Source organism: Thermoactinomyces daqus, assembly GCF_000763315.1.
In the GTDB taxonomy this organism is placed as follows: Bacteria; Bacillota; Bacilli; order Thermoactinomycetales; family Thermoactinomycetaceae; genus Thermoactinomyces_A; species Thermoactinomyces_A daqus.
Window position 1 is genome coordinate 214,746 of record NZ_JPST01000014.1, and the last position, 20,684, is coordinate 235,429.

At 49.0% G+C, this 20,684-nt stretch carries 25 protein-coding genes; all 25 read left to right on the top strand.

Annotated elements, in window-relative coordinates; translation table 11 throughout:
- Positions 1-34 precede the first annotated feature (34 nt).
- The 25 genes from JG50_RS0107660 to JG50_RS0107780 all read left to right on the top strand — a co-directional run bounded on the left by JG50_RS0107660 (position 35) and on the right by JG50_RS0107780 (position 20,673).
- Positions 35-223 carry a hypothetical protein gene (locus JG50_RS0107660; RefSeq protein ID WP_033100505.1) on the top strand — a complete coding sequence of 63 codons (189 nt, stop codon included), beginning with the start codon at positions 35-37 and terminating at the stop codon, positions 221-223.
- Complete coding sequence (locus tag JG50_RS0107665; RefSeq protein ID WP_033100506.1) at positions 220-2,133, top strand: DNA polymerase; 1,914 nt, start codon at positions 220-222, stop codon at positions 2,131-2,133. The genes JG50_RS0107660 and JG50_RS0107665 overlap by 4 nt, the downstream gene beginning before the upstream one ends.
- A 5-nt stretch (positions 2,134-2,138) precedes the next feature.
- Positions 2,139-4,529, top strand: coding sequence for a virulence-associated E family protein (locus tag JG50_RS0107670; protein ID WP_052154106.1), 2,391 nt, complete (start codon positions 2,139-2,141; stop codon positions 4,527-4,529).
- 278 nt (positions 4,530-4,807) lie between these two features.
- The gene (locus JG50_RS0107675; RefSeq protein ID WP_033100507.1) at positions 4,808-5,095 is read left to right on the top strand and encodes a VRR-NUC domain-containing protein; all 288 of its coding nucleotides are present in this window, start codon (positions 4,808-4,810) and stop codon (positions 5,093-5,095) included.
- Positions 5,085-6,434 carry a DEAD/DEAH box helicase gene (locus JG50_RS0107680; RefSeq protein ID WP_033100508.1) on the top strand — a complete coding sequence of 450 codons (1,350 nt, stop codon included), beginning with the start codon at positions 5,085-5,087 and terminating at the stop codon, positions 6,432-6,434. Before JG50_RS0107675 ends, JG50_RS0107680 begins: the two co-directional genes overlap by 11 nt.
- On the top strand, positions 6,431-6,757 hold the full coding sequence (locus JG50_RS0107685) for a nucleoside triphosphate pyrophosphohydrolase family protein (RefSeq protein WP_033100509.1): 327 nt from the start codon (positions 6,431-6,433) through the stop codon (positions 6,755-6,757). Before JG50_RS0107680 ends, JG50_RS0107685 begins: the two co-directional genes overlap by 4 nt.
- Positions 6,754-6,987: a hypothetical protein gene (locus JG50_RS0107690; protein WP_033100510.1), complete on the top strand. Its 234-nt coding sequence runs from the start codon at positions 6,754-6,756 to the stop codon at positions 6,985-6,987. Before JG50_RS0107685 ends, JG50_RS0107690 begins: the two co-directional genes overlap by 4 nt.
- A gap of 110 nt (positions 6,988-7,097) precedes the next feature.
- On the top strand, positions 7,098-7,661 hold the full coding sequence (locus JG50_RS0107695; RefSeq protein WP_033100511.1) for a sigma-70 family RNA polymerase sigma factor: 564 nt from the start codon (positions 7,098-7,100) through the stop codon (positions 7,659-7,661).
- A gap of 10 nt (positions 7,662-7,671) precedes the next feature.
- Positions 7,672-8,070, top strand: coding sequence for a hypothetical protein (locus JG50_RS0107700; protein ID WP_033100512.1), 399 nt, complete (start codon positions 7,672-7,674; stop codon positions 8,068-8,070).
- 333 nt (positions 8,071-8,403) lie between these two features.
- Positions 8,404-8,847, top strand: a complete 444-nt coding sequence (locus JG50_RS0107705) for a hypothetical protein (protein WP_033100513.1) — start codon at positions 8,404-8,406, stop codon at positions 8,845-8,847.
- Positions 8,837-10,063 (top strand): PBSX family phage terminase large subunit, encoded by a 1,227-nt coding sequence (locus tag JG50_RS0107710; RefSeq protein ID WP_052154107.1) that lies wholly within the window; start codon positions 8,837-8,839, stop codon positions 10,061-10,063. Before JG50_RS0107705 ends, JG50_RS0107710 begins: the two co-directional genes overlap by 11 nt.
- Complete coding sequence (locus tag JG50_RS0107715) at positions 10,056-10,247, top strand: hypothetical protein (RefSeq protein ID WP_033100514.1); 192 nt, start codon at positions 10,056-10,058, stop codon at positions 10,245-10,247. Before JG50_RS0107710 ends, JG50_RS0107715 begins: the two co-directional genes overlap by 8 nt.
- Before the next feature lie 85 nt (positions 10,248-10,332).
- Positions 10,333-12,303 (top strand): phage portal protein, encoded by a 1,971-nt coding sequence (locus JG50_RS0107720; RefSeq protein ID WP_033100515.1) that lies wholly within the window; start codon positions 10,333-10,335, stop codon positions 12,301-12,303.
- Positions 12,270-12,965 (top strand): HK97 family phage prohead protease, encoded by a 696-nt coding sequence (locus JG50_RS0107725; protein ID WP_033100516.1) that lies wholly within the window; start codon positions 12,270-12,272, stop codon positions 12,963-12,965. Before JG50_RS0107720 ends, JG50_RS0107725 begins: the two co-directional genes overlap by 34 nt.
- A 1-nt stretch (position 12,966) precedes the next feature.
- Positions 12,967-14,232, top strand: coding sequence for a phage major capsid protein (locus JG50_RS0107730; RefSeq protein WP_033100517.1), 1,266 nt, complete (start codon positions 12,967-12,969; stop codon positions 14,230-14,232).
- Positions 14,233-14,277: 45 nt separating this feature from the next.
- Complete coding sequence (locus JG50_RS0107735; protein WP_033100518.1) at positions 14,278-14,466, top strand: hypothetical protein; 189 nt, start codon at positions 14,278-14,280, stop codon at positions 14,464-14,466.
- 10 nt (positions 14,467-14,476) lie between these two features.
- On the top strand, positions 14,477-15,046 hold the full coding sequence (locus tag JG50_RS0107740; RefSeq protein ID WP_033100519.1) for a head-tail connector protein: 570 nt from the start codon (positions 14,477-14,479) through the stop codon (positions 15,044-15,046).
- A complete protein-coding gene (locus JG50_RS18765; protein ID WP_052154108.1) occupies positions 15,047-15,460 on the top strand; it encodes a phage virion morphogenesis protein in 414 nt (137 codons plus the stop codon).
- Positions 15,460-15,858, top strand: coding sequence for a hypothetical protein (locus JG50_RS0107750; protein ID WP_033100520.1), 399 nt, complete (start codon positions 15,460-15,462; stop codon positions 15,856-15,858). Before JG50_RS18765 ends, JG50_RS0107750 begins: the two co-directional genes overlap by 1 nt.
- Positions 15,859-15,861: 3 nt before the next feature.
- Entirely contained in the window at positions 15,862-16,251 is a 390-nt protein-coding gene (locus tag JG50_RS0107755) for a phage tail tube protein (protein ID WP_033100521.1), read from the top strand.
- An 11-nt stretch (positions 16,252-16,262) separates the two neighbouring features.
- Positions 16,263-16,892 (top strand): hypothetical protein, encoded by a 630-nt coding sequence (locus JG50_RS0107760; protein ID WP_033100522.1) that lies wholly within the window; start codon positions 16,263-16,265, stop codon positions 16,890-16,892.
- A gap of 3 nt (positions 16,893-16,895) precedes the next feature.
- Positions 16,896-17,261: a hypothetical protein gene (locus JG50_RS0107765; protein WP_033100523.1), complete on the top strand. Its 366-nt coding sequence runs from the start codon at positions 16,896-16,898 to the stop codon at positions 17,259-17,261.
- A gap of 5 nt (positions 17,262-17,266) precedes the next feature.
- Positions 17,267-17,563, top strand: coding sequence for a phage tail assembly chaperone (locus tag JG50_RS21045; RefSeq protein ID WP_374057978.1), 297 nt, complete (start codon positions 17,267-17,269; stop codon positions 17,561-17,563).
- Entirely contained in the window at positions 17,556-19,763 is a 2,208-nt protein-coding gene (locus JG50_RS0107775) for a tape measure protein (protein ID WP_033100525.1), read from the top strand. Before JG50_RS21045 ends, JG50_RS0107775 begins: the two co-directional genes overlap by 8 nt.
- Complete coding sequence (locus JG50_RS0107780; RefSeq protein WP_033100526.1) at positions 19,756-20,673, top strand: phage tail family protein; 918 nt, start codon at positions 19,756-19,758, stop codon at positions 20,671-20,673. Before JG50_RS0107775 ends, JG50_RS0107780 begins: the two co-directional genes overlap by 8 nt.
- Positions 20,674-20,684 lie beyond the last annotated feature (11 nt).

The following is a 20,684-nucleotide window of genomic DNA, read 5'->3' on the forward strand; positions in this document are numbered from 1 at the left end:
TTCTCCTTCAATCGCAAAAAGGGGTAGATGGACGATGGAACTGAAACTCGGTAAAAAAGTTCAGATTAAGATGGGTTATTATGAAGCCTTGAAGCTGTTTGATGAGCTATGCGCCATTTTGAATTTTTGCGAGGAGCAAGGATTTGAAGGGACGCCTTACGCTGAGGAGTTATATGGGGCTTTGGAAGCAGTCGATGAAGCGAAAAAGGCGGGCTTGATATGATCCTTAGCATCGACGTAGAAACCTATTCCAGTGTAGATTTGAAGACTCACGGCGTTTACCGTTATGTAGAAGCTGACGACTTTGAAATACTTCTTTTTGCTTATTCCTTCGACGACGGCCCGGTACGGGTTGTCGATCTTGCACAAGGGGAGGAGTTGCCTGCCGAAGTACGGCGGGCCCTCACTGATCCCGACATTGTTAAATCTGCTTTTAACGCGAATTTCGAGCGGGTAACGATTGGAAAGCATTTCGGTATAAACACATCACCGGATCAATGGGCTTGTACAATGGTTCATGCAATGTCTTTAGGATTACCGAGAAGCCTGGAAGATGTGGCGAAAGCCTTAAAACTCGAACATCAGAAAGACACAGCCGGCGAACGGCTGATTAAATATTTCAGCGTCCCGTGCAAGCCTACACAAGTTAACGGCGGACGGACGCGGAACCTGCCGGAGCATGACCCGGAGAAATGGCAACGGTTCTTAGAGTACTGCCGCCAGGACGTTGAAGTGGAAAGAGCGATTCGGAAGAAACTCTCACGGTATCCCTTCGGGGAACAGGACTTATGGGCTTTAGATCAACGGATTATAGACCGAGGAATTAACCTGGACTTAGAACTGGTTCATCATGCGATTCAATGCGACGGGCAGTATCGCCGCCGGCTGGAAGATGAAGCCGCAAGGCTGACAGGCTTGGAGAACCCGAACAGCCTGGTACAGCTGAAAAATTGGCTACTTAGCGAAGGAGTCAAGACAGACAGTCTGTCTAAGAATTCGATTCCGAAGTTGCTAAAAGAGGCAAACGGTACAGCCAAGCGGGTTTTAGAGATCAGACAAGAACTGTCTAAAACCAGCGTTAAGAAGTACGAGACGATGAAACGGACGGTCTGCCATGACGGGCGAGTCCGGGGCCTGCTCCAATTTTACGGCGCGAACCGTACCGGGAGATGGGCCGGGCGGTTGGTTCAAGTCCAGAACCTCCCGAGGAGCGATTTAAAAGACTTGGACTTGGCCCGGCAGCTTTTGAAAGCTGGCCTATATGAGGACTTGGAACTTCTTTATGGAAATGTGCCGGACACTTTATCTCAACTGATTCGCACGGCCTTTATTCCGTCTCCTGGCTGCCGATTCCTGGTTGCGGACTTCTCAGCCATCGAGGCCCGAGTCATCGCCTGGCTGGCCGGCGAGAAATGGCGGCTCGATGTCTTCAATACCCACGGGAAGATTTACGAAGCTTCGGCAAGTCAGATGTTCGGTGTCCCCATAGAGCAGATCACGAAGGGTAGCGAACTGCGGCAGAAAGGGAAAGTTGCCGAATTGGCTTTGGGCTACCAAGGCGGTAAAGGGGCGCTGATCCAAATGGGTGCGCTGGATCAAGGCCTGACGGAGGATGAACTTCCCGATCTCGTTTCCTCTTGGCGGGCCGCAAACCCGCGCATCGTCAACTTCTGGTATGACATGGAGCGGGCAGCATTAGAGGCGGTGAGATATAAGAAGGCCGTCCGGCTCCAACACGGACTCGCTTTTATCTATCGGCCAGGTATTTTGTTCCTTCAATTACCGTCCGGCCGACAAATTGCCTATGTAAGACCAAAGATTGAGCTTGATGAGCAGTTTGGTAAAGAGACACTCACATATGAGTCAAACGGCAAGCGAACGAAAACATACGGCGGAAAGTTGGTAGAGAATTGCGTCCAGGCTGTTGCAAGGGATTGTCTGGCAGAGGCTATGCGCCGGCTGGATGACGCAGGTTATCAGATAGCCTTTCACGTCCACGACGAAGTGGTTTGTGACCAAGCACATGGATCAGTGGAAGAGATGGCCCGGATCATGTCTGAGCCTATCCCCTGGGCTCCAGGGCTACCACTGGACGCTGATGCATTCGAGTCGGAATATTACACGAAGGGGTGAACCTTTTGGAAGAGCAAAGCCCTAAAACTCATGAGATCACTATATATGTAGGCGCTGGCCGGGACGCTCGGGAGTGGTCACCGGAAAGCCTGACTTGGAATGAGCTTGTAAAGCGCTTGTCAGACGTAACCCGGACGCATGAAACCTTTAACGACTATCAGAACATGCCAAAGTCGAAAAAGGACGCCATTAAGGACGTTGGGGGTTTTGTTGGTGGTGTACTGAAAGGCGGGCGGCGCCGGGCTGAAAATGTAGCCTGGCGTAGCTTGATCACTTTAGATTTTGACTTTGCCCCCAGGCTGCTCGAACAATCAGAGATTGAGTTTGCAGCGGCTTTATACACAACACACTCTCACGCACCTGATAAACCCCGTTTCCGCCTGGTTGCGCCGCTGAAATACAATATCAGCCCGGATAAATACCCGGCGGTGGCCCGCTGGGTTGCAAAGAGCATCGGCGGACTGGAATGGGTTGATCCAACAACCTTTGAAATTAACCGCCTGATGTTCTGGCCAAGTGCATCGAAGGATGGAGAGTTTATATTCTGGGAAAAACAAGGCCCTTGGATTGATCCGGAAGAGATTTTAGCCCAGTACGACGACTGGACAGACGCCGCACAGTGGCCGAGATCGAGCAGAGAGGATAAAAGCATCAAAAGGCAGGCAAAGAAACAAGGTGATCCATACGAGAAACCGGGGGTAATTGGGGCCTTCTGCCGCACATATGACGTTAAAACAGCCATCGAAGTATTCTTAGAGGATGTTTACGAGCCTTTTGGGGAAGACCGCTACACCTATAAACAGGGTTCAACGGCTGGCGGTGTAGTGGTTTATGACGATGGAAAGTTTGTCTATAGCTTCCACGCCACCGATCCCATCGGCGGAAAGTTGGTCAACTCTTTCGACTTGGTGCGGATTCACCTGTACGGAGACCGAGACGAGGTGGCCGAGCCGGGAACACCTGTTAACCGCTTGCCTTCCTATCAGGCCATGCTGGCTTTAGCCTCCGAGGATGAAGAAGTGAAGCAAACGATCGGCCTTGAGCAGTTAGGTTTGGCTAAAGCTGATTTTAAAGATGATATGGAGTGGCTCTCCAAGCTGGAGCGGTACCCGAAAACAGGCGAGCTACGGATTACTTTTCGTAACTTTGAACTGATCCTCGAAAATGACCCGAATTTAAAAGGCCGGTTTGGTTATGACTTATTTGCAAATCGAGTAGCGGTATTGAAGCCGCTCCCGTGGAGGCAAGATTCCGGCCAGTTTGAGAATGTAGATGACGCAGCACTTCGCGGCTACATTGAAAACACTTACGGTATCCGGCATAAAGAGCGTTTAATGGATGCACTAATGACGGTATCCCGGAAAAACTCTTTCCACCCGGTGCGGGATTACCTGAACAGTCTGGACTGGGACGGCGTCCCCCGGCTGGAAACCGTGTTTATAGACTATGTGGGCGCTGAAGATAACCCACACGTTCGGAAGCTGACGAAAAAAGCACTCGTGGCGGCGGTGAAACGGATATTCGAGCCCGGGGCTAAGTTTGATGAGATGATTACACTTGTCGGGCCGCAAGGGATCGGAAAAAGCCGGATCATTCATCGGTTATCAAAAGGCTGGTTTACCGATTCATTGGATAGCTTGAACGGAAAGGATGCTTACGAATCCATTCAAGGCGTGTGGTTGGTCGAAATGGCCGAGATGTCAGCCATCAAGAGGGCCGCTGATGTGGAAATGGTGAAGAAATTCCTTTCAAAACAATATGACCGCTATCGGCCGCCTTACGCCCGAATGATCGAAGAATACCCGAGGCAGTGTATTTTCATCGGCTCTACAAATACTTTTGAATTCCTTGTCGATAAGACCGGAAACCGGCGGTTTTGGCCCTTCCGCTGTGGTGTGACACCTCAGAGGCCCTGGGAGGAGTTGACCGAAGAAGAAGTAGATCAGATTTGGGCGGAGGCGTTGGTTTACTATCGGGAAGGCTACCCGACCTATCTGAAAAAAGATGAAGACGCGGACACGATCGAATGGGTAACGGGCCGGCAACAGGAACATACAGAGGAGAACTCACTCACCGGCATGATCCAGGAGTTTTTGGATCGGCCACTTCCCGATGATTGGGATGATAGAGATTTATTCAGCCGCAGGGCCTACCTGGAAGGTGTGGAAGCGGCCCCATCATCAGGCCAACCAAGAAATAAGGTTTGTGTTATGGAAGTTTGGGCGGAACTGCTCGGAAACGATCCTGCGAAACTGGATCGGCGTGCTTCAAGAGAGATCGGCGCGATTATCGAGAGCCTTGGGTGGAAACGAAACCCTGCACTCCGGTTTAAAAATTATGGCCGTCAGCGCGCCTTCGTTCGCGGGGTGTCAACAAAAGGTGTCAACAAAGTCTAAGAGTTTGTTGACACCTAGAATTTTCCAATGTTGTCTTTGTTGACACCTATTTCATACTTTGTTGACACCCTCAAACCCTTGATATATCTACTATTATCCCTTCTATGACAACAAAGATAACAAAGATAACAATAAGAAAAAAGTATGAGACAGGAGAGAGGATAGAGAGGATAGAGGGGTAAAAACGGCCTCTCTATCCTCTCTATACCGCCTACTGGTAGGTACTTTTATTCCCCATGTTGACATTGTTGACTTTGTTGACGGGAGGATAGGTGAGCATGAGAGAGAGGCAAATTGAGCAGAGGCTAAAGCGAGAAGTAGAAAAACGCGGAGGTTTAGCCCTTAAATTTGCTCCGCTCGGGTGGGCAGGAGCACCTGACCGCATTGTATTAATGCCCGGCGGGCGGATCGCCTTTATTGAACTGAAAGCACCGGGCGGCAAGGTTCGGCCTTTACAGCAGAAACGTTTAAGCCAGCTTCGAGCTTTGGGCTTCCAAACGGAAGTAATTGCTTCGATTGATCAGATAGAGGCTTTTCTCGAGAGGTGGTTAGCTGATGGAGTTTAAACCTCACGGATACCAAAAACATGCCGTTCGACACCTTATTGAGAAACCGGCGGCGGCCCTCTTTCTCGATATGGGCCTTGGGAAAACCGCCATTACTCTAACGGCTCTTAATACGCTGATGTTTGACTACTTTGAGGTATCAAAGCCGCTCATCGTCGCGCCCAAGCGTGTCGCTGAATCGACTTGGGACAGGGAAGCGGAAAAATGGGATCACCTGAAACACCTGAGATTCTCCAAAATCCTCGGAACGCAGCGGCAGCGCTTGAAGGCTTTAGACGCGGATGCTGATGTCTATGTGATTAACCGTGAGAATGTAGAATGGCTAGTCACTCATTACGGTAGAAAATGGCCTTTTGACATGCTGATCATTGACGAGTTGTCCAGCTTTAAATCATCAGCCTCGCGCCGATTCCGGGCTTTAAAGAAGGTTCGGCCGCTCATTAAGCGAGTTGTGGGGCTGACCGGGACGCCAGCCCCGAACGGCTTGATTGACTTATGGCCCCAGATTTATTTGCTTGACCGGGGCGAGAGGTTGGGCCAGACCATTACAGGCTACCGTACCCGGTATTTCATTCCAGGAAGGCGCAGAGATCACATTGTTTTTGAGTGGATTCCAGTGTCAGAAGAAGCCATTTACAAAAAAATATCGGACATCTGCATCAGCATGAAAGCGGCTGACTGGCTGGAAATGCCGGAGCGGATCGACCGGACGGTTAAGGTTACCCTTCCGGCGAAGGCAAAAGCCGCTTATAAGCAACTTGAGCGGGAGTATTTACTCCCGTTCTCAGATGGAGATATTACCGCAAGTACAGCGGCGGTCTTAACGGGCAAGCTGCTGCAACTGGCAAACGGCGCAGTCTATGACGAGGACAGCAAAGTGAGAGAGATTCACGACGCCAAGCTGGAAGCCCTGGCGGATGTGATCGAAGCAGCAAACGGACGCCCGGTCTTGGTGTTCTATACTTACCGGCACGACTTGGAACGCATTCGCCGCCGTTTTACTGTGAGAACGCTGGATTCACCTAAAGATATTGATGACTGGAACGCTGGCCGGATTCCGATTCTGTTGACCCATCCAGCCAGCGCAGGCCACGGCTTGAACCTCCAGGCAGGAGGAAACATTATCGTCTGGTTCGGTCTGCCTCACAGTTTAGAGCTATATGAGCAAGCAAACGCCCGGTTACACCGACAAGGGCAGAAGAACAAGGTGATTATCCACCATTTGGTAACAGAACAGACGATTGATGAGAACGTAATGAGAGCACTGGCCCGGAAGTCCATGACACAAAACGATCTTATGCGGGCCGTGAAGGCCAGACTGGAGGAGATGAAAAGATGAACTCAAGCGAATACCGGAAACTGGCTCGACGGACGATGAATCAAAGCCTAACAAAGCGCGAACAATTGACTATGCTGGCTCTTGGCCTGGGCGGCGAAGCAGGTGAAGTAGCCGACTTGATTAAAAAGGTCGTATTTCACGGCCATGAAATGGATCGAGATAAGCTGATCAAAGAATCTGGAGATGTTATTTGGTATATGGAGAATTTACTCGACTACTTTGATATTCCGATGAGCGAAGTCTATGAGACGAATATCCAAAAACTCCTCAGCCGATACCCTGATGGGTTTTCTGAGGAAGCGAGTAGGGGGCGCAAGGAATGACTAAAGGGATTTTATCAAAAGCGGGTTTTTACTATGAATCTTACCTTTCCGCTTATAACTACGTGGTTCGAGAAGGCGGCCCCACGGGCCGCTATATCGGCCAAGTAACGAAAATCGGAACTCAGTGGCGGGCCTCGCTCGGCTTCGGGGTTGTGGCTAAAGGCCCATCAAAAGATAAGGCGGTTCTTAAAGCCTTAAAAATCAAGGAGGAGAGAGCGGCCAATGCGTAAGAAAGGCATAACTTATCGCTGCCCGAGGTGCAGAAAATCCATAGGTGTCTGTGTTCCAGTCGTCGTGATCGTCTGCGGCTGCGGCCGAAGAATGGAAAAGGAGTGAAAGCATGACCGAGCAGCAGAAACAAATGATCGTCGAAAATATGAACCTCGTCCCCTTTGTGCTCCATAAGTTTTACCCGAGTTTCCGTCATTCGTCGGAGTATGAGGATATTATGGGTTGCGGTTACCTCGGCCTGACAAGAGCAGCGCTAAAGTATAACGGCAAATTTAAGTTTTCCACTTTTGCGGTCTATCATATCCGGTCAGAAATCAGCGCCTATTTAAAACGCCGCCGAGCCATTAAAAGGCAAGCGGATGTGGTCTCACTGGACGCGCCAGTGGATTTTTTGGAAGAAGAGGGTAACCTTCACGCGGTAATAGGCCATTCAAGTCCAGATATCCTAAACGCTGAAGTCAAATTGATTGTACGAGGGTTGCTTTCCAGCGCAGGCGAGCGCGAAAGGGCTATTCTCAAAATGCACTTTTTCGATGGTTTGACAGCAGAGGAAATTGGAAAACGGTTCAACCTGTCGAGGGCCCGGATTCAACAGATTATCAAAAAAGAACTAAACCGATTGAACCGCCGACTTAGAACCCAGCGGATCAAAAAATCCGATTTAATCGCGTAGGAGGGGTTATATGGTAGGCCAATTATATAACGACCTTTGCGCCGAGATTGACATATTGGAAACGAGAATCAGTGATCTGGAATTTGAATATTGGTATTGGTACAAGGCCTGTTTTGGCGCTCGGATTAATCGGGCGATTCCGCTAGACGTTTGTTTAAACCGCATGAAGGTTATTTGTGACCAAGTGGAAGTATATAGCACGATCTTGGAAGAAAAAGAGAAGGCCCGAAAAGAGATAGAGAAGAGGATGGCCGATATTGAAAGCATTGAGGGCAAAGTGGCTTATATGCGAGATGTGAAGGGGATGACTTTGGCGGAGATCGCCGCCGATCTCAATTTTAGTTATAGCTGGATCAAGAAGCTGAGCATGCGGACATCAAAAGGAACCAGGAAGGAACTGACGGGTTGAGATAATGAGATATAATGATAGTAGTAAGCGTATGTAATCAGGCCGAGGGGTTATGCTAGACCCGGAGGTGAAAAGTCCGGTCTCGGTATATAGTTGCCGCCTTCGGTCTGAATTTCTGTTTTGAATCAGGGAAGGGATAAACCAAGTGAAAGTGCGGTAAACGATCCCCTTTCTGGTTGCAAATTCCCATCTTCCGCCCTTCCCTGATTCAAGCCAGGAAAAACTAAAAAGGGAGCGTGAACTCCCTCCATCGTCCCCCGCCTGGCTTGCACACTGGGCAGAGTAGGAACCATTCCCACTCTGCCCAGTGTGTTTTTATTGGAGGTGATACGAATGGCCCGGAGAGGGCAGAAGATAGACGATAAGTTAAGAGAAGAAATCCGGGCTTATTTTGCATCCTGCGGCAACAAGAAAGAGACGGCCCGGAAATTTGGTGTGTCTGACTCTACTGTTAGGAAGGTTGTCAGTGAGTCTGACGAATTCGCGGAGCTACGTGCCCAAAAAAAGCGTGAACACATTGAAAAAGCATGGGCTATCATAAATACCTATATGGATAGGGTTTTAGACCCCGAAGTCGTAGAGCGGACGAACGCCAGGGACTCCGCCATAGTGATGGGGACGTTGTGGGACAAGATCAACAAAGAGAAAGAGTTGGGACTTAAACAGGAAGAATTAACTTTGAGGCGCTTAGAGCTTGAGAGGGCCGAGGAGACTGACGGCGGCGAGTTGGATGCCGTTGCCGAAGCCCTGAAAAAGGTGGTCAGTAATGACGACTAATTGGGTATTTTCGGACAAACAGGCCGCCTCGATCATGAACGCTCAAGCCCGGATCAATCTGTGGGAAGGCGCAGTAAGATCAGGAAAGACCATTGCCTCTATTATCCGCTGGCTGCTCTATATCAAAGATGGGCCGCCTGGCGCTCTCGCCATGATTGGTAAAACGGAGCGCACACTTAAACGGAACATCTTGGACGAAGTGGAGCGCATCGCTGGCAGAAAGCATTTTAAATATAACCGGGGTACTGGTGAAGCAAAGATATTCGGCCGCACGGTTCATATCATAGGCGCTAACGACGAACGGGCCGAGTCGAAAATACGCGGGATGACGCTGGCCGGCTCTTATGGTGATGAGATCACGTTATGGCCTGAAAGTTTCTTCCGCCAATTAATGCTCCGCCACTCAATCACCGGCAGCAAGTTTTTCGGAACCACGAACCCCGATTCGCCTTATCATTGGCTGAAAAGCGAATATATTGATAAAGCCCATGAGCTTGATATGCGAGTTTTCCATTTTGAGTTAACGGACAATCTGGCGTTAGACCCTTCCTATATAGAATCGCTTAAGAAAGAGTATACAGGCTTATGGTATAAGCGGTTTATTCTTGGCCTATGGGTGATGGCCGAGGGTGTTATTTACGACATGTGGGATGAAGATAAGCATTTATTCACCAAAGCGCCTGAAAAGATTGATGAATATCAGGTATGGTGCGACTACGGGACTCATAACCCCTGCGTCTTCCTGCTGGTTGCCAGAGAGCAGGGCTCGCGCTACTGGGTATTAAAGGAGTATTATTACAATTCCCGCGAGACTGGCCGGCAGAAGACAGACAGACAGTACTGTGAGGACTTACTGGCTTTCGTCGGTGATAAACCGATCAGCCGAGTAATCATAGACCCATCGGCGGCAAGTTTTATAACCGAGTTGCAGCAAAGCACCCGACTCCCTGTTGTCAAAGCTAAGAATGATGTGCTGGACGGCATCCGGGAGACGGCCAAGGCGCTCGAGAATGGCCGATTGTTGATACAAGAATCATGCCGAAATGTCCGGCGTGAGTTTGCCTCTTATGTATGGGACGAGAAAAGCCAAAAAAGCGGCGAAGATAAGCCGCTGAAGGTAAACGACCATGCGATGGATGCCATTAGGTATGGCATCATGACCCAGGGAAGCGGCGGAATCCGCGTGATCGAATGGGAGGACGAGGAGGATGAGTGATAAATTGACTAAGCGCCAAGTACGCGAACTACTCTTAAAGGCCTTAAATTGGCTTGATGACGCTAAAGAATATGAAGTCAGATTATCGCAAGGTTTAACAGAAGAGCCATCGGAGGATGGTATCTGGCAATCAATGAGGCCAACAGGTGAAAAAGTACTATATTTTCGTTTTTGGAATCGCTGAAAACCCTTGATTTTACTGGGTTTTCAGCGATTCGATTATAAGGTTACAAAACCCGGCTTTTGTAACGTTCAAAGGAGGTGAGCTAATGGGGCTGATGTCCAAGATGGCCGCTTTATTCCGCCGGGGCCAAAAGTCGCCGCTCGATGTACCGGCCTATCTCGACGGCAAGCCTTACTCTTATCAAGACCCGACAGACCCGGCCATGATGCTAAGAATTAGCTGGGTTTATGCTTGCGTTCGCATTATCGCCCAATCAGTGAAGCGGACACCGCTCCGAGTCTACCAAGGCAAAACGGACAATGAAATGGAATCGGGCCCGCTGCCACAAATCTTGAAACGGCCGAATCAGTTCATGAGCGGCAAGCAACTGTTAGAAGGTACGGCAACGTGGCTTGAGCTTCACGGAAACGCCTTCTGGTATTTGTCCGAAATAGACGGGCGGGGCCAACCTAAAGAGATTTGGTTATTGGATAGCCGCCACGTCCAAGTGGTTCCAGACGTGAAAGAGTTCATAACCGGCTATGTCTACGACGTGAACGGTAAGCTGATTCCCTTGGAACGGCGCGAGGTTATCCACTTCAAAACGTTCAATCCCTTTAATCCGTTTTATGGCCTGGGTACGCTTCAAGCGATGGCCGGGCTATTGGAGCTTGAAGACTTGCGGAATACTTACGATAAAACATTTTTTGAGAATGGGGCCATTATTAAAGGGGTGTTGAAAACTCCCAACACCTTGTCAGATGCAGCCTTTAAGCGGATCACAAGAGATTGGCGGCGAACCTACGGCGGAGCCAAGAACGCTAATAAAATTGCCATTATGGAGGAAGGGTTGGAGTTTCAGCCTATCACCCTTTCACAAGCCGACATGGAATTCCTCTCAATGGCTAAATTTAACCGAGATCGAATCCTGGCAGCTTTTGGCGTACCGCCGGCCAAGCTCGGGATCATGGAGAACGCCAACTATAGCAATAGTGAGGAGCAAGACCGAACTTTTTGGTCTGAAACCATGGCCCCAAAATTGGCCGACATCGAGGAACGACTAAACAATGAACTGGCTCCGAGGTATGGGAATCTCACTATCGCTTTTGATCCGGTAGTGCAAGAGGATGAAAGTCAGCGGGTTCAAGAGGTGGTGGATTTGGCGAATACCGGAATCCTCACGGTCGATGAGTTACGTGAGCGGTTAGGGTATGCGCCACTGAAACAAGATCAACAGCAGCAGGATCAACAGCAGAACAATCAGCAGGCCAATGAGGAAGCAGCGAAAGCGGCCAAGGGAATCCGCGATACTTTCCAGCGCTCCAGGACAGCGTACCTTGCCCGAGTGGTCAAAGAGTTTGAACCTGATCTCGTTAAATTCTTTGAGGAGCAGGAAAACCGGGTGTTAGAAAAGCTCATCATGACCGGAAAAACAGGAAAGCAATACAATTTTATACCTGATGAGCTTTGGGACAGCTATACCGAAGATGAAAAACTGTTAGCGATCCTCTCCGTCCTACACATCACAGTTGCACGCGCCGCTTATGAGAAAGCGGGGGCGTTTTTTGATACTGATTTACGCTTTGATTTAGAGAATCCGGCCAATGCTGAACTTATTAAAACGCTTGGGCAGAAGATCACCCGGATTAATGAGACGACCAGGGAGGCGATAGTGAAGGAAGTCCTGGAAGGAATGCGCCGGGGCTATTCCATTAATCAAATCGCCTACGGGTATCCTGACGAGAACTATAAAGGAATCGCCGGGGTATTTGAGCAGGCCCGAGGTTATCGAGCCCGGACAATTGCCAGATCAGAAAGTGCGGACGCCTATAATGCGGCCAACCTGAAAGCTTATATCGACTTAGGGCAAGAAAAGGTGGAAGTGCTGGACGGAGTCGATTGGGATGAGGATTGCCGAAGGGCTAACGGCCAGATATGGACGATTCAGAAGGCCCAGGCGAATCTAAAAGCTCACCCCAACTGTGTCAGGGCCTTCGCCCCATATATCGACTTGGAGAAAATGTATAGAAAGGAGGGCCCCGAATGGGCGAACAGGCTAAAAAAGAAACTTTTGTAGAAAAACGCTTTAACATGCTGGCTGAATTCCAGGATGTGAAGCAAGCCGATGACGGTTATGTCTACATTGAGGGCTATGCGTCGACTTTCAATGAGGACTTAGACGGCGAAACAGTCGCTAAGGATGCTTTTAGTGAGACGCTGAATGACTATAAATTGAATCCGGTCGTTTTGGCAAATCACACTAACAGCGTTGAGTCTGTGGTTGGCCAGACGGTCGACGCTAAAGTCGATGAAGCCGGTCTCTGGGTTCGCGTTAAGCTCTCGAACTCTCCTGACCCGTTTACTTCGATGGTCAGAGAGAAAGTGAAAGAAGGGACGCTCAGGGCCTTTAGTATTGGGGGCCTGTTTCAATACGATTATCCGATTATCAAGAAAGTCAAATTGTTGGAAATCTCCATTGTGGGCATTCCGGCCAATCCTTACGCGCTCTTTTCGATGGCGAAAGCCTGGAAAGGGCTTGAGATTGAAGAGAGGAAAACCGTTCTGGACACGAATGGCGATCAGGCCGAGGAGCCCGGCCAGAAGGAACTGGGCGAACCGGAGCCCTTTGATGCTATTGGTGATCCGGCCATTGAGGAACAAGTTGATTATAGACAACAGGCTTTTGAGGAATTGACTAAAACCCAATTGGAAATCAACCAAATCTTAGGAGGTTTGTAAAATGGCAGTTGAAAAAAACCAAGTGCAAGAACTGCACGAAATGATTAGTGACATGAAGCAGGAGCTTGATAAATTCCGCGCCGAAAAGCGCGCCGCAGAGATGATGAAAAAGGCAGAGGAGGAAGCAGAGGCTCGGGCTAAACGCTTGGCCGAAGCTGAGGCGAAAGAATCTGAAACGATCAAAGATATTGTCGAGAAGCTGACCGCTGAAAAGCTGGAAAAGATTCGCAGCGAGAAGAAAATTGAATTCCCGGTAGGGCTTCGCGCTGGTAACTTGAGCAAAGCAGATAAGCAATTACTTGACGTTATCAAAGGGACTAAAACTTTGAAGTATGACGGCGCTAAATCGGTAATTACCACGACCGTAGGTGCTGAGTGGAACCCCACCGAATTGGCCAATGAAATCATTCGGGCTAAAGAGGCGCTTGTACGGGTTCGGACTTCCGGTATCCGTGTCATCAACATGCCGAGCAACCCCTTCAAAGTCCCTGTACGCACTGGCCCGGCTGATGTATCGGCTCCGGGTGAAGGTGCGGCAATTGCTGAAAACACCACTGATTTCATCGACAACGTGACGTTGACCGCTTCCAAGCTGGCCGCAAATGTGCCGGTGTCGACCGAGGAAGGCGAAGATGCCATTATCGCGGTTTTGCCTGAAATCCGGGCCGCTATTGCCGAAGGTTTGGCTAAAAACGAGGAAGAATTCTTCCTGAATGGTACAATCAACGGCGGCATGGCTGTTAGCGGTACGGGGATTATCGGCGGCGCTGGTGTGACCAAGGAAGCCGGTTCGGCGAATACTAGCGCCACTGCCGCAACTCAACAAGAGTTTGACACAGCCCTTTCCGATGCCCTGAAAGCAATGGGCGTTTACGGTATTGATCCGGCTGAGTTGCTCTTCTTTGTCGGGATTAACACCTACTATGACTATCTGTACAACAACCCGAACATCCAACAAATCAGCCAATACGGCAGCAACGCTGTACTGGTCAGCGGTGAAGTTGGCCGTTATAAAGGTATGCCGATTCTCGTTACCTCCGGTGTACGCAAAATCGCTGACGGCGGGGAAAACACGACCAGCAGCGAAAGTAACTTAATCGTAAACAAACGTTCTGTCCTGCTCGGTGATCGTCGCACCTTGACGATTAAGTCCCAGGACTATATCGACCAAGACATTACAAAACTGGTTGGTACGCAGCGTATCGCTTATGCTGTACCGGCCGGTTTGAATGCTGGTGTAGCTGTCGTAAAAGTTCATATGGCTTAATAGGAGGGCTTCGGCTCTCCTATTACTTTTTAAGGAGGTTTTGGAATGTGGCTTAAATATCTTGGCCATTCTGGCCCAAATGGTGAGGAGAAAAACGAAGTACGCGAATACAAGGATGAATACGCCGAGTATTTGTTGCACTCATGGCCGAACCATTTTGTAAAAGCAAGTGACGATGAGATTCCACAAAAAGCCAGACAGAACAAAAAGGCAGAGGTTAAGGCTACAAAGTGAGGGGTAGCAAATGACCCTACAAACAAACGCCCTGTTGGATGTTGAAGATGTTTTCGATTATATGAAAAAGGACTTGCCCGTTTCCACTGACCCTAATTACGTTCTGATCGAATCGCTGATCAATCGGGCCAGCGATTTTTGCGAGACTTATATAAACGGCCCAATTATCAATAAATCAGCTACTATCGCGCTTGACGGTGACGGCTCGGACGAACTCGCCTTGCCATATTATCCGATTCAATCCGTTTCCTCCGTCTTGGTGGATGGTGTGGACGCCACGGACAACATTGACTTTTACCCGGAAGGATTTATTTACTACACGACCGGAGATGCATTCCCAAAAGGCCGAAAAAACATTCAAGTAACATTCACTGCGGGCCTGGGAGCAGATAAGAACGCTATTCCGCAAGACATCAAACAGGCCGCATTACTAATTACCCATTATTGGTATAAGCGCGATAGCCTAGACTACTCGCAGACTTACGGAGAATCAGAGGTAATCGTCGGTCAGTGGCGGTTTCCTTCAATAGCGGCCCAGATGCTTGATCGTTATCGGCGGCCTAATATGGCGGTGATCTAAATGGGGATCAGCGTAAAAGTGAGAGTTGATGATGCGGCTTTTAAGGCGGGAGCCGATAAGCTGAATCGAGCGGTTATGCAGTCGGTTAAAAATGTCCTGGCCTATGGGGTGGCCCAGGCGAAGAAGAATGCACCGGTAAAAACCGGTCATTTAAGGCGAAGTATCTTCAACCTTTCGCCAGTTCGGCCAACTGGGACAAGATACGGGAGCGCTGTAGTCTACGCGCGAATTCAAGAGCTTGGCGGGACTATTAAGCCGAAGAATAAGAAGTATCTTCGGTTTGTGGTTGATGACAAGGTGGTGTACGCCCGGAAAGTGAACATCAAAGGTAAACATTATCTGAAACGCTCGGCTGATGAGACGCAGAAACGAGTTCCCGATCTGGTACGGGCCGCTATTAGGAGCGTGACATAATGAGTTTACAGTCTGTTGAGTCTCAAATCATGAACATTTTAAGCACTATTTCCGGCGTTGCAACCTACGATTACGAGCCAAAAGACTTATCGAGTTTGCCGGCCATTACGCTCCAATATTCATCTTTTGAGCAACACCGCTTAAGTTATGGCCGGCGGATGATTGTCTACACCTTTGTTATGCGGCTATATGTTGCGCTTGATGACTCTGACAAAGTGGTGATGGATAAAACAAAGTCTTTAATCCAGCAAGTTTTAGACGCTTTTCATGCCGATGCTGACCTTAACGGCACGGTGATTTTATCCGAGGTGACAAGCGGCGCGCTTGATCTTGATGTAACATCAGTCAAACCGCGCTATATTTCCACGTTCACCTTACAGGTTCAAGAGGAGGTATGATAGATGGCCATTGCAGGTTATGGCGGCAAAGTAATGCAAGGCACAAACGCAGTCGGCGAGGTTGGAAACTGGGAATTGGACATCGGAGCCGCTGATCTTGATGCAACAACTTTTGACTCCGGCGGCTGGGAGGAGTCAATCGCCGGCCTGAAAAACTGGACGGTGAAACTTGATGTGAAATGGAATATGTCGGACGTTGGCCAGAAAGCTCTGCAAGACGCTATCCTGGGCGGCACAACCGTTACCCTTGATCTTTACCCACAAGGAACCGGCACATCGAAATATTCCGGTTCGGTTCTTCTTACTTCATTAAAAGTAACCACACCAGTTGACGATATTGTGCAGGGATCGTTTGAAGGAAAAGGAACCGGCGCGCTGACGTATACGCCGTAGAGGTGATATCAATGGCAATTAGCGGAATGATGGGGGCCGTCTACTGTAAGACTGGCCCTAGTGTTTCTTTTACGGGCGTGGCAATGGACAACCCAAGCGGGGATATGAAGACTTTTATTATCGGCAATAGCTCAGATCGTTATTGGGATACTTCAAAAGCTGTCTTGATTGAAACCAGCGCAGACGGCGGGAATACCTGGACGACGGCCAGCGGCTATGTAATCGAATATCCGGGTGGAAGAGTCCTTTTTAACACACCGCTGGAAAGTGGCACACAGGTTAGGGCTTCGGGCTATGCTTATCCTGTCACCAACATTTGCAATTTCTTCAACTGGGAGTTAGATATCACAGTGGCTGATCAAGACGTCACAACCTTTTGCAGCAACGGCTGGGAGGAATCAATTGCCACACTTAGAGGTTTTAACGGTAAAGCTGATTGGTATTGGGCCGATAGCTCATTTTTAGACCATCTCGAAGATAATGAGATGGTTTTTGTCTTGTATGTGGATACCACTACAAACCGGAGATATGAAGGCTATGGTCTGATCACCAAAGCCGGGCCGAAAGTTCCAGTCGACGGGATCGTGAACGAATCCATAGAGTTTAAAGGCAAAGATAAGGTTTATTACCGGGAGGGCTGATAGATGCAAACCAATGAACAACGCGGGCAATACGTGGTCGAGTTAGACCGGCCTCGCCTTTTTACCTTTACCTTTAACAGCATGGCTGCTCTGGAAGCTGCTACAGGAAAAAAAGTGGTCGAGATCATGGAAACGCTCGATGGTAAAACACCGGGCTTTAATGACATGATCACTTTTACTTGGGCGGCGCTTCTTAAAGATGATGAAAACATCACAATTAAACAGGCCGGGGAGTTGTTGGACTTGGCGGTGGAAATGGGCAAATATAGTGAAGTTGATGAAGCGATCGGGAAAGCCTTATCTATCTTCTTTGAAAAGCTAGGAGTCGTTGGAGAAGATGAAAAAAAGAATTCAACTGGGCCGAAATAAAAACTATCGCCTTCGGGCCGCTAGGCTTAAAGCCGGATGAATTCTGGAATATGACGGCCCATGAGTTTATTGACCTTTATAACGGCAATCTCAGACGACTCGAAGACGAGGAGATTAGACGCTATCAGTTAGTGTCGTTGATACTGGCGGATATGCGCTCTTTGTGGTCGAAGCCAACCAAACCTACGGATATCTTTAACGCTGAGGAGATTCTCAAAGAGCGATATAAGAAACGTGTCAGCCGAGAGGAGCAGGAGCGACTTGTGGAATTAGCCAAAGAAAGGGGGCGGGTGAATGGCTAGCGTCGGTGAGGTTTTTGTTGATATTCGGGCAGATTCAAAAGATCTTTTTTCAGGATTAAGCCAAGCACGGAAAGCGGCTGATCGGTTTGCTAGTGAAACAAGCAAGTCTTTTGCAAAAACAGCTTTGGCTGTGGGCGGGATTGTCGGAGGTTTTGAGGGGCTGAAGAACGTCATCGGGAAAGGTTTTGAGGTAAATATCAAGATGGAGGGCGCCCAAACCTCATTTACCACCCTCCTAAAAAGTGGCGAAAAAGCGAAGGACATGATCCAGCAACTCCAACAAATTGGGGTTAAATCCCCGTTTGACTTTGACAGCCTGTCAAAGTCGGCAAAATTGCTCCTCTCAATGGGCGTTAATGCAAAAAACGTCGTGCCTTACATTAAAAAAATCGGCGATGCTGTGGCGGCTGTGGGTGGTAGCAGTGAGCAAATGGAAAATGTAGCACTGGCAATCGCCCAGATCAGCGCTAAAGGGAAGGTATCGGCCGAGGAAATGAACCAATTAGCGGAAAACGGTATTCCCGCATGGCAAATTCTCTCCGAGAAAATGCACAAAAGCACAGCCGAATTGATGAAAATGGGTTCAGACGGAAAGTTACTTGCTAAGGATGTCCTTCCTCTCCTGATCGACGGCCTCGGCGATAAGTTTGGCGGGGCTATGCAAAAGGCCGCTAATACCTTTTCTGGTCAACTTGAGCAGATGAAAGAGCAGTCGGAACTGGTATTAGGAAAGCTGTTTGAACCTATGTTCAAAGGGCTGGAAACCAATGTGCTGCCGAGAGTTAACCAGGCCTTGCAAACCTTCTCCCAGGGCCTGAAGTCAGGAAACCTAAGCGCTGCAATTGCGAGCCTTTTTCCAAAGAGCATTGCACCGGACATCCACTTGGCCCTTAACTGGTTTGATATGTTTAGAAACGACTTGAAAAGTATGAACTGGAACTATATCGGCGCAGACATCGGCTATGCTCTTAAATCCGCTATTGGAACCGTTCAGGGTATAGGGCAGGCGCTTATTGATAAGATAAGTCAAGAATTTAAATCCATGGACATCAACCAAGCACTTACCAATTTGGGGAGTAAAGTGAAAGATTTTGCCATTGGGTTTACGGGTAGGTTCAGCGAGGAGTTGCAAAATGCCGTCAAAAGCGGGAATGCGGCTCAACTCGGTAAAGCAATAGGTGATCTCTTAGTTAGTGGCCTTAGTTCATTGGGGAAGCAGGCCGAAAAAATCGGTACGGCCATTATAGGGTTTTTTGGCAAACTTGATTGGGTTTCAATCGGTGAAGGCGCTGCTAAAAATGCCGTAGGGTTCGCGCTCGGGTTTGTTGATGGCATCTTGTCCGGTAACTGGATACCGGTTTTGACCCAAAATGCTGGAAAAGTGATCACAATCCTTGCGGGTATCTGGCTTGCTCCTGAAAGATGGAGCATTGCGATTGCTGGCGCGCTGTCCAAGATTCCGTTTGTTGGTAGATTCCTGGCATGGTTCACCCAGAGCGTAAACACGCTAGGAAAACCTGTTAGGGCGTTGATTGATAAAGTTTTTGATGGAGTTTGGACACGGTTTGTCACCTCTTTCAGCGTTCGCGCATCAAAGACAAACCTCGGCGATATCTTATTGAAGCCTTTTTCCACTCTGAAACAAAAGCTGTTGTCCAAGCTGGACGATTTGGCGACTGGCGCAAACGCTAAATTGACTTCCTGGGGCCGGAGCGCCGGGAAGGCGGCCGGAAACGCATGGAACAGTGTAAAATCTGCAATCGCGTCGAAAGTAGATCAGATTTATAGCAAATTAAGCAGTTGGTGGAAGCAGCTAGTCGGACTGAAAAATAAAATCGTAGGCGTTTTTAGGGGAATCCATATCAGCATTCCCAAATTTAAGTTACCGCACGTTAGCGTTTCGCTAGGGACGAAGAAAGTCGGCCCGATCTCGATTCCCTACCCTAAATTCTCCGTGTCGTGGTATGCGAAAGGCGGAATCTTCGATAAGGCCAGTGTTATCGGAGTGGGCGAAGCCGGGCCGGAGGCTGTTGTACCTCTTTCCGGTCAGCGAATGAAGCCATTCGCTCAGGCAATCGCTAAAGAAATGGGTGTCGGAGGAGGCGCCCCGATTATTCACAACCATTTCTATGTTGACGATCAAAATATAGCTCGGAGCGTGATTAACGCCCAAAGGAGGGGGTTATGGCTCCATGGGTGATGAGATTATTAAATGGATCGATGCAGGCGGGACAGAGTATCAATTAACAGGACAACCGGATATTGATGTTTTGTTCGATCGGGAGGGCTTTTTTATGCCTCCCGTTTCGTTTGTTGAGCAGTCGACACCGGTGCAGGGGGATTGCGGGCAAACACCGTTACAGGAAGGGGCCTCAGTCCAGCGCCTGACCATCGAGCCCAGAGAAATCCGAATGAAGCTGATTATTAAAGGAAATGACCCGGCCTCAGTACGGCAGGCAATCCGAAAGTATATCAGCGCCTTTAATCCGCTCCGGGGCCCCGGCAAATTGCAGATTATCACGCCAGACAACAGCGTAAGGGAGCTGGTTTGCTGGTACGAGGACGGAGCGCAAGGGCAGGAAAATAGGGACAACACGGGGCAAACCTTCCAAATGATTGCGCTGGTTCTGAAAGCCTTTGACCCTTACTGGTACAGCACAACCACAACATCAATCACATTAACCCAACAAAGCACGGCCTCTACCTTTTTCCCATTCTTCCCCTTGACTCTTAGTCATTATGGGGTATTCGGGGACTTCACTGTCACTAACGATGGCGAAGCGGTGGCTTATCCAATCTGGACGATCTACGGGCCAGCTTCAAATTTACGAATCGACAATCTGACGACCGGAGAGTTTATTCACCTGCATGATCCGATTAATAATAATGCAACGCTATTAGGCCCGAGCGAGTATTTAATCATCGACACCACCCCGGGCAAATTCAAAGTGGAGAAGAATAACGGCACGCCCCTATGGCAACAAGCTGACCCTGGAAGCTCCATGTTTGGTTTTGCTGTTGGTGACAACAAAATCCGAATCGAGATTGACACACCGACGAGCGAAACAAAAGTCGATCTGACCTATCAGACGCGGTATTTGACCATCTAGGAGGTGAGGTG

Bases quoted from the DNA above. Each gene is read 5' to 3' on its own strand.
- JG50_RS0107660 (WP_033100505.1), top strand. From the start codon at position 35: ATGGAACTGAAACTCGGTAAAAAAGTTCAGATTAAGATGGGTTATTAT.
- JG50_RS0107665 (WP_033100506.1), top strand. From the start codon at position 220: ATGATCCTTAGCATCGACGTAGAAACCTATTCCAGTGTAGATTTGAAG.
- JG50_RS0107675 (WP_033100507.1), top strand. From the start codon at position 4,808: ATGAGAGAGAGGCAAATTGAGCAGAGGCTAAAGCGAGAAGTAGAAAAA.
- JG50_RS0107680 (WP_033100508.1), top strand. From the start codon at position 5,085: ATGGAGTTTAAACCTCACGGATACCAAAAACATGCCGTTCGACACCTT.
- JG50_RS0107685 (WP_033100509.1), top strand. From the start codon at position 6,431: ATGAACTCAAGCGAATACCGGAAACTGGCTCGACGGACGATGAATCAA.
- JG50_RS0107690 (WP_033100510.1), top strand. From the start codon at position 6,754: ATGACTAAAGGGATTTTATCAAAAGCGGGTTTTTACTATGAATCTTAC.
- JG50_RS0107695 (WP_033100511.1), top strand. From the start codon at position 7,098: ATGACCGAGCAGCAGAAACAAATGATCGTCGAAAATATGAACCTCGTC.
- JG50_RS0107700 (WP_033100512.1), top strand. From the start codon at position 7,672: ATGGTAGGCCAATTATATAACGACCTTTGCGCCGAGATTGACATATTG.
- JG50_RS0107705 (WP_033100513.1), top strand. From the start codon at position 8,404: ATGGCCCGGAGAGGGCAGAAGATAGACGATAAGTTAAGAGAAGAAATC.
- JG50_RS0107710 (WP_052154107.1), top strand. From the start codon at position 8,837: ATGACGACTAATTGGGTATTTTCGGACAAACAGGCCGCCTCGATCATG.
- JG50_RS0107715 (WP_033100514.1), top strand. From the start codon at position 10,056: ATGAGTGATAAATTGACTAAGCGCCAAGTACGCGAACTACTCTTAAAG.
- JG50_RS0107720 (WP_033100515.1), top strand. From the start codon at position 10,333: ATGGGGCTGATGTCCAAGATGGCCGCTTTATTCCGCCGGGGCCAAAAG.
- JG50_RS0107725 (WP_033100516.1), top strand. From the start codon at position 12,270: ATGGGCGAACAGGCTAAAAAAGAAACTTTTGTAGAAAAACGCTTTAAC.
- JG50_RS0107730 (WP_033100517.1), top strand. From the start codon at position 12,967: ATGGCAGTTGAAAAAAACCAAGTGCAAGAACTGCACGAAATGATTAGT.
- JG50_RS0107735 (WP_033100518.1), top strand. From the start codon at position 14,278: ATGTGGCTTAAATATCTTGGCCATTCTGGCCCAAATGGTGAGGAGAAA.
- JG50_RS0107740 (WP_033100519.1), top strand. From the start codon at position 14,477: ATGACCCTACAAACAAACGCCCTGTTGGATGTTGAAGATGTTTTCGAT.
- JG50_RS18765 (WP_052154108.1), top strand. From the start codon at position 15,047: ATGGGGATCAGCGTAAAAGTGAGAGTTGATGATGCGGCTTTTAAGGCG.
- JG50_RS0107750 (WP_033100520.1), top strand. From the start codon at position 15,460: ATGAGTTTACAGTCTGTTGAGTCTCAAATCATGAACATTTTAAGCACT.
- JG50_RS0107755 (WP_033100521.1), top strand. From the start codon at position 15,862: ATGGCCATTGCAGGTTATGGCGGCAAAGTAATGCAAGGCACAAACGCA.
- JG50_RS0107760 (WP_033100522.1), top strand. From the start codon at position 16,263: ATGGCAATTAGCGGAATGATGGGGGCCGTCTACTGTAAGACTGGCCCT.
- JG50_RS0107765 (WP_033100523.1), top strand. From the start codon at position 16,896: ATGCAAACCAATGAACAACGCGGGCAATACGTGGTCGAGTTAGACCGG.
- JG50_RS0107775 (WP_033100525.1), top strand. From the start codon at position 17,556: ATGGCTAGCGTCGGTGAGGTTTTTGTTGATATTCGGGCAGATTCAAAA.
- JG50_RS0107780 (WP_033100526.1), top strand. From the start codon at position 19,756: ATGGGTGATGAGATTATTAAATGGATCGATGCAGGCGGGACAGAGTAT.